This window comes from Streptomyces sp. YIM 98790 (assembly GCF_011421595.1).
Taxonomy (GTDB): Bacteria; Actinomycetota; Actinomycetes; order Streptomycetales; family Streptomycetaceae; genus Streptomyces.
Genome location: NZ_WTLH01000072.1, coordinates 1 through 6,911 on the forward strand (window position 1 = coordinate 1; position 6,911 = coordinate 6,911).

Consider the following 6,911-nt stretch of genomic DNA (forward strand, 5'->3'; position numbering starts at 1 on the left):
CGCGGCGGCGCCGCGTGCGTCCCCCGCGGACACCCGTCCCGCGGGGCTCAGCCACGGGGGCCGCGGCGGCGCGGGAAGACCGCCACCCCCGGCCCGCCGCCGCTCTCCGGCGGCAGCCCCGCGCACTGCGCCAGCAGCCCGCACCAGGCCAGCAGATGTCCGCCCAGCTCCGGTGCGTCCCGCGGCGTCCACGAGGCCCGCAGCTCCACCTCGGTGCGCGGCGGCCGCTCCGCCAGCGCCCCGAAGAACTGCGAACTCGCCCGCGTCACCGTGCCGCTGGGCGCGGCCCAGCCCAGCCCGCGGGTCTCCAGCGACTCCGCCAGCCACGACCAGGCGACCTCCGGCAGCAGCGGGTCCGTCGCGACCTCGGCCTCCAGCGCCGCCCGGGCCAGCGTCACCAGCCGGAACTCGCCGCCGCCCCAGCCCCGGTCGCTCTCCGGGTTGTGCAGCAGCACGAACCGGCCGTCCGCCAGCTCCTCCTCGTCCTCGTTCTCCTCCGGGGAGCCGTTGCCCGGCACCGGGGACGGCGCGACCGTGGCCTCCAGGGCGAACGCGTACGGTGCCAGCCGCCGCGGCGGCGCGGTGGTGCTCAGCACCACCTCCTCCCGGGGCCGGACCGCGGTCAGCGCGGCGACCGCCTCCCGGAAGGCGAACGGAACCCCCTCGCCGGGGTGTCTCATGGGCTCCGGACCCTCCGCCCTGGGTACGCGCGCGGTTGCCATGGCCGGAACCCTAGGCGGCCGGACGGCGGAACAGGCGGAGCCGCGCCGGGCCGCCGCGGGAGCGCTCTCCCCGGGCCGGAACGGCCCCGCGCGCATGGGAGACTGCCAGGGTGAGCGATCTCAGTGACAGCAGGCCCCCGGCCGCCGTGACCGACTCCCCGTTCCTGCGCGCGTGCCGCCGGGAACCCGTCCCGCACACCCCGGTGTGGTTCATGCGGCAGGCCGGCCGCTCGCTTCCGGAGTACCGGCGGGTGCGGCAGGGCACCGGCATGCTGGAGTCCTGCATGCGGCCCGACCTGGTCACCGAGATCACCCTCCAGCCGGTGCGCCGGCACGGGGTGGACGCGGCCATCTACTTCAGCGACATCGTGGTCCCGCTCAAGGCCATCGGCGTCGATCTGGACATCAGGCCGGGAGTCGGGCCGGTGGTGGAGCGGCCGGTCCGCTCCCGCGCCGACCTGGACCGGCTGCGCCCGCTGGACCCGGACGACGTCAAGTACGTCACCGAGGCCATCGGCATGCTCACCGCCGAGCTGGGCGCCACCCCGCTGATCGGCTTCGCGGGCGCCCCCTTCACCCTGGCCAGCTACCTGGTCGAGGGCGGGCCCTCCAGGAACCACGAGCACACCAAGGCGCTGATGTACGGCGACCCGGAGCTGTGGGACGCCCTGCTGGACCGGCTGGCCGTGATCACCGCCGGCTTTCTCACCGTGCAGATCGAGGCCGGCGCCTCGGCCGTCCAGCTGTTCGACTCCTGGGTCGGCGCGCTCGCCCCGGCGGACTACCGGGAACGGGTGCTGCCCGCCTCGGCCAAGGTCTTCCGCGCGGTGGAGAAGTACGGCGTGCCGCGCATCCACTTCGGGGTGGGCACCGGTGAGCTGCTCGGGCTGCTCGGCGAGGCCGGGGCCGATGTGGTGGGCGTGGACTGGCGGGTGCCGCTGGACGAGGCGGCCCGCCGGGTCGGGCCGGGCAGGGCGCTCCAGGGGAACCTCGACCCGGCGGTGCTGTTCGCCCCGCGCGAGGCGGTGGAGGCACAGGCCCGGCGGGTGCTGGACGCGGCCCGCGGGCTGCCCGGCCATGTCTTCAACCTGGGGCACGGTGTCCTTCCCGAGACCGACCCCGACGCGCTCACCCGCCTCGTCGCCTACGTCCACGAACACACCGCCCGCTGACGGCCGGCCGCCGGCGGCGGCCGGCCGTGCAAGCCTCGCTGAGGAGCGCCACCGGGCCGCCCGTGCGACGGGCCCCGGTGCCGGCGGTCACCGGCGGTGAGCACCCGTCCTCACGGGAGGGCTGCGGGTCCCACTGACCGATCCCACACCGGCAGCTCCCACACCGGCAGATCCCCCTGACAGATCGTGCCCCTGCCGGTGGTCAGCCGTCGCCGCTCTTCCCGTCGCCGGAGCCGGGGCCGGGGCCGGGGCCGGCGGGGTGCCGGACGGCCGTCCGCTCGACGGTGAGCGGCGCGGGCACCGGCGGCGGTGCCGGTGCCGGTGCCCGGCCGGAGCGGCCGCCGCGCTGCGGCAGGCGCCCGCGCAGCCACCGTGCGAACAGCAGGACCGCCGCCAGCGCCACCACGAACGGCAGCGCCGCCCCGAGCACCACCGCGATCCACAGCAGCGTGGTGAGGAAGGCCTCCCAGCCGCCGCGCAGCGCGTCCGGCAGCGAGGGACCGGTGTCCTTCTCGTCGTCCTTCTTCTCCACCTCCGCGGCCTCCGGCTCGCGCAGCTCCAGCGTGATGGTGGCCATCCCGGTCTGCTCGGCCAGCGACTTCTGCTGCGCCTTCAGCGCCTCCAGGTCGGCCTGACGGCGGCTCAGCTCCGCCTCCAGCGTCACCACATCGGTGAGCGTGGCGGCGTCCTCCATCAGCTCCCTGACCCGGGCCACGCTCTCCTCCTGCGAGGCGATCCGGCTCTCCACGTCGACCACCTGGCGGGTGACGTCCTCGGTGGTCACCTCCCGGTACTCCAGCTCGCCCAGGCCGGCCAGGCCCTGGAGCAGGGAGCCGTACTCCTCCGGGGGCACCCGCAGGGTGATCCGGGAGCGCTGGTAACCGGCGGAGTCCTCGTCGGTCTGCTCGTCGCTGACGTAGCCGCCCGCCCGCTCGGCGAGATCCACCGCCTCCCGGTAGCCCTTCGCCACGTCCTCGGTGATCACCGAGAGGTGCGCGGTGCGGATCAGGTGCAGGGAGGAGGGCAGGCTCGGCGCCTCGGCGAAACCGGAGGAGGCGTCGGCGGCGTCCGCGGCATCGTCCCCGGCCGCCTCCTCGGCCCGCTCGGCGGCTTCCGGCGCGCCCTGCGCCGCCGCCCCGTCGTCCTCCACCGCCGCGGGGGCCTCCGCCGCGGTTCCGCCCTCGCCGGAATGGCCCGCGGTGCCGGAGCAGGCGGTCAGCGCCAGCAGCGCGGCCAGCAGCGCGGCCGGCAGCAGTGCGGCCGGCCGCCCGGGGCTCCGTATCCCGCTTCGCCCGTTGCCGCCTCGGTGAGTGGCTCGGCTCATGTCGTCCCCCCAGCGGGAGCGGAGCGGCGTCCCGCACTCGGTGTGGTCAACTCGTCGCCGCTTGGACGGAGGTGAGAGCGCGTGGGTTTCCGCGGCCGGATTCCGATGAGGTCACGGTCGGAACTCGCCCCGGTCTCCGGAATGCTGGTCACGAATCGCTCTCGTTCGCTCAATCCGGAGAAATAGGCCCCATGCCGGTGCATAACATCAGGCGTCAGCTTTCCCGCGGACCGCCCGGAGCGGGCCGCGGCCCGGACGACGAGAACGGCACGGGCAGCACATGGTGGTCACAGCAGCAACCGCAGTACCGGTCGAGGGCTTCGCCTACGGGCCGCTGACGCCCGTCCTCGGCTTCCTGATGGCGGTCCTCGGCAGCGCCCTCGGCCTGCGCTGCACGGTGCGCGCGCTGGTCACCGAGGGCGCGGCGCGTGCCGGCTGGCTCGCGCTGGGCGCCACCGCCATCGGCACCGGCATCTTCACCATGCACTTCATCGCGATGATGGGCTTCGCCGTCGGCGCCATGCCGATCGGCTACGACCTGCCGCTGACCTACGCCGGCCTGCTGGTCGCGGTGCTGGTGACCGGCATCGGCATCTTCCTCGTGGGGTACGGCCGCGGCGCCACCGGTCCGCTCATCGGCGGCGGTCTGGCCAGCGGCCTGGGCGTGGCCGCCATGCACTACATGGGCATGGCCGGCATGCGGATGGACGGCGAACTCTCCTACAGCCCGCTGTACGTCACCGTCTCCGTGGCGGTGGCGGTGGTCGCCGCCACGGCCGCGCTCTGGTGCGCGGTCAACGTCAGCGGCCTGCGGGCGGCGCTGGGCGCCAGCGTGATCATGGGCATCGCGGTGACCGGCATGCACTACACCGGGATGACCGGGATCTCCGCCCGGGTCCATGCCTCCGGCACCCCGGCGGCCGGCAGTTCGCCGGTCGAGGCGCTGCTGCCGGTACTGATCATCCCGGTGCTGCTGCTGGTCTTCACCAGTCTGTTCATCGGCCTGGACCCGATGACCGCGGAGGACATCCAGCGCGCCCGCCGGGGCGGGGACAGCGGCACCGGTGACGGCCGGCTGCCGGGTACCGACCCGCTCGATGCCGGTGACCGGCCGCGCCCGCACGGCTTCGCCGCCACCGGCCCCCGAGCCGCCGGAGACACCACCGGCCGGTTCCCGTGAGGTCGGGCACGGCAGCGGAGCCGCCGTCTGCCAGAGTGGAACCATGCACACGATCGTCATCGGTGGGGGAATCACCGGTCTGGCCGCGGCCCACCGGCTGCTTTCGGCCGGGCTTCGGGTGACGCTGGTCGAGGGCTCCGCCCGGTTCGGGGGCAAGCTCCGGTCCGGCGAGGTCGCCGGACTGCGCACCGATCTCGGTGCCGAGTCCATGCTGTCCCGGCGCCCCGAAGGGCTCGACCTGGTGCGGGCCGTGGGCCTGGGCGGGGAACTGGCCGCGCCCTCCGTGGCCGGCGCCGCCGTGTGGACCCGCGGCGCGCTGCGGCCCATGCCCCGCGGCCATGTGATGGGCGTGCCCGGCACCGCCGCCGCCCTGGCCGGGGTGGTCTCCGACGCCGGACTGGCCCGGATCGCCCGGGACGCCGAACTCCCGCCCACCGAACTCGGCGAGGACACGGCGATCGGCCGCCATGTCGCCGCCCGGATGGGCGAGGAGGTGGTGGACCGGCTGGTGGAACCGCTGCTCGGCGGCGTCTACGCCGGTGACGCCTACCAGATCTCCATGCGCTCCGCCGTGCCCGAGCTGTGGGAGGCCGCCCGCCGGGAGCCCTCGCTGCTGGCCGCCTCCCGCGCCGTGCAGGAGCGGGCCGCGGCCGGCCGCGCCGCGGCGGAGCGGGCCGCCGCCGCGGAGCGGGAGGGCACCGCGGAGCGGGACGGCACCGCCGCCCCGGGCACGTCCGGGGGCGCGGCGGCCCCCGCCCCGCCCTTCACCGGCCTGACCGGGGGGATGGGGCGGCTGCCGGAGGCGGTAGCCGCCGCCTGCCGGGCCGGCGGCGCCACCCTGATCGCCGGGACCCCGGCCACCGGCCTGCGCCGCGGCGAGCCGCTGGGCTGGACGGTCACCCTGGCCGACGGCCGGGAGCTGCACGGCGGTGCCGTGGTGCTGGCCGTGCCGGCCGGCCCCGCCGCCCGGCTGCTGCGCGACGCCGCGCCGGCCGCCGCGCGCGAGCTGGAGACCGTGGAGTACTCCTCCATGGCACTGGTCAGCATGGCCTTCCGCCGCGCCGACCTGGCCCGGCTGCCGCGCGGCAGCGGCTTCCTGGTGCCGGCCGTGGAGGGCCGCACCGTCAAGGCGGCCACCTTCACCAGCAGCAAGTGGGGATGGGCGGCGGCCCAGGCCCCGGAGATGTTCGTGATGCGGGCCTCGATCGGACGGTTCCGCGAGCACGCGGTGCTGGAGCGGGACGACGCCGACCTGGTGAAGACCGCGCTGGGCGACCTGCGGGACGCCATCGGCCTGGCCGCCGAGCCGGTGGACGCCGTGGTCACCCGCTGGCCGGACGGGCTGCCGCAGTACACCGTGGGCCACCACGCCCGGGTGGCCCGGATCCGGGCCGCGGTGGCGGCCCAGCCCGGGCTGCGGGTCTGCGGCGCGGCCTACGACGGGGTGGGCATCCCCGCCTGTCTGGCGGACGCGCAGCGCGCGGTGCACGAGCTGCTGTCCACCGTCCCGCCGGTGGCCGGCGCGGGCGGCGGCGCAGTGTCCGCGGGGGAGGGCGGCCCGGTCCGGTAGCGGCGGTGCGGCGGAGGCAGAATGGGGGGCATGAGCACTGCGCCGGAGAGAATTCCCCACGCCGGGAAGAGGGCCAAGGACCTCAACGAGGTCATCCGTTACACCATGTGGTCGGTCTTCCGGCTCCGCGAGGGGCTGCCCGAGGACCGTACCCCGCTGGCCGACGAGGTGACCGGGCTGTTCGCGCAGCTCGCCGCCAAGGACGTGGTGGTGCGCGGCACCTACGACGTCTCCGGGCTCCGGGCGGATGCCGATGTGATGGTCTGGTGGCACGCCGAGACCTCCGACGCCCTCCAGGAGGCGTACAACCGGTTCCGGCGCACCCGGCTGGGCCGCGCACTGGAGCCGGTCTGGTCCAACATGGCGCTGCACCGCCCCGCCGAGTTCAACCGCTCGCACGTCCCCGCCTTCCTGGCGGAGGAGCAGCCGCGCGCCTATGTGAGCGTCTACCCGTTCGTGCGCTCCTACGAGTGGTACCTGCTGCCGGACGACGAGCGGCGGCGGCTGCTGTCCGAGCACGGCCAGATGGCCCGCGGCTTCCCGGACGTGCGGGCCAACACCGTGGCCTCCTTCTCGCTGGGCGACTACGAGTGGATCCTGGCGTTCGAGGCGGACGAGCTGCACCGCATCGTCGATCTGATGCGGCATCTGCGCGGCTCCGGCGCGCGGCGGCACGTCCGCGAGGAGGTGCCGTTCTTCACCGGCCGCCGCAGGGAGGTCGCGGAGCTGCTCGCCGGTCTCGCCTGACCCGGGGCCCCCGGCCCGCGGGACGAACGGGACGAACGGGGGCGAACGGGCCGCCCCGTCGTGGCCGGGGCCGTCCGCGTCCGGGGTGACCTCACCGAGCAGGCGGCGGACGGCGCCGTCGCCGACGCGGTTCCGGCCGGCGCCAGGACCGCAGCCCGGCCGCCGCCTGCCGCCGCCCGCCGCCGTTCGGCCCCCG

At 75.9% G+C, this 6,911-nt stretch carries 6 protein-coding genes; 4 read left to right on the plus strand and 2 right to left on the minus strand.

All coding sequences use genetic code 11. The features are described from left to right. Positions 1–47: 47 nt before the first annotated feature. Positions 48–680 carry a DUF3000 domain-containing protein gene (locus GQS09_RS14200; protein WP_243761411.1) on the minus strand — a complete coding sequence of 211 codons (633 nt, stop codon included), beginning with the start codon at positions 678–680 and terminating at the stop codon, positions 48–50. A gap of 152 nt (positions 681–832) precedes the next feature. On the opposite strand from GQS09_RS14200, the gene hemE reads away from it, so the two are divergent. Then, on the plus strand, positions 833–1,894 hold the full coding sequence (gene hemE, locus GQS09_RS14205; protein WP_165986422.1) for a uroporphyrinogen decarboxylase: 1,062 nt from the start codon (positions 833–835) through the stop codon (positions 1,892–1,894). A 202-nt stretch (positions 1,895–2,096) separates the two neighbouring features. On the opposite strand, the gene GQS09_RS14210 is transcribed toward hemE, so the two are convergent. Beyond that, a complete protein-coding gene (locus GQS09_RS14210; protein ID WP_165986423.1) occupies positions 2,097–3,218 on the minus strand; it encodes a DUF4349 domain-containing protein in 1,122 nt (373 codons plus the stop codon). Between the two features lie 280 nt (positions 3,219–3,498). Between GQS09_RS14210 and GQS09_RS14215 the strand changes: the two genes are divergently transcribed. From GQS09_RS14215 to hemQ, 3 genes are read left to right on the plus strand one after another with little or no spacing between them, the layout of a single operon-like run. Further along, a complete protein-coding gene (locus tag GQS09_RS14215) occupies positions 3,499–4,398 on the plus strand; it encodes an MHYT domain-containing protein (RefSeq protein ID WP_165986424.1) in 900 nt (299 codons plus the stop codon). Positions 4,399–4,441: 43 nt separating this feature from the next. Continuing rightward, positions 4,442–5,968, plus strand: coding sequence for a protoporphyrinogen oxidase (gene hemG, locus GQS09_RS14220; protein ID WP_243761412.1), 1,527 nt, complete (start codon positions 4,442–4,444; stop codon positions 5,966–5,968). Positions 5,969–5,998: 30 nt separating this feature from the next. Further along, positions 5,999–6,715 (plus strand): hydrogen peroxide-dependent heme synthase, encoded by a 717-nt coding sequence (hemQ, locus tag GQS09_RS14225; protein ID WP_165986426.1) that lies wholly within the window; start codon positions 5,999–6,001, stop codon positions 6,713–6,715. Positions 6,716–6,911: the final 196 nt, after the last annotated feature.

Coding starts and splice junctions, on each gene's coding strand:
- GQS09_RS14200 (WP_243761411.1), bottom strand. CDS start 680: ATGAGACACCCCGGCGAGGGGGTTCCGTTCGCCTTCCGGGAGGCGGTC.
- GQS09_RS14210 (WP_165986423.1), bottom strand. CDS start 3,218: ATGAGCCGAGCCACTCACCGAGGCGGCAACGGGCGAAGCGGGATACGG.
- GQS09_RS14215 (WP_165986424.1), top strand. CDS start 3,499: ATGGTGGTCACAGCAGCAACCGCAGTACCGGTCGAGGGCTTCGCCTAC.
- hemG (WP_243761412.1), top strand. CDS start 4,442: ATGCACACGATCGTCATCGGTGGGGGAATCACCGGTCTGGCCGCGGCC.
- hemQ (WP_165986426.1), top strand. CDS start 5,999: ATGAGCACTGCGCCGGAGAGAATTCCCCACGCCGGGAAGAGGGCCAAG.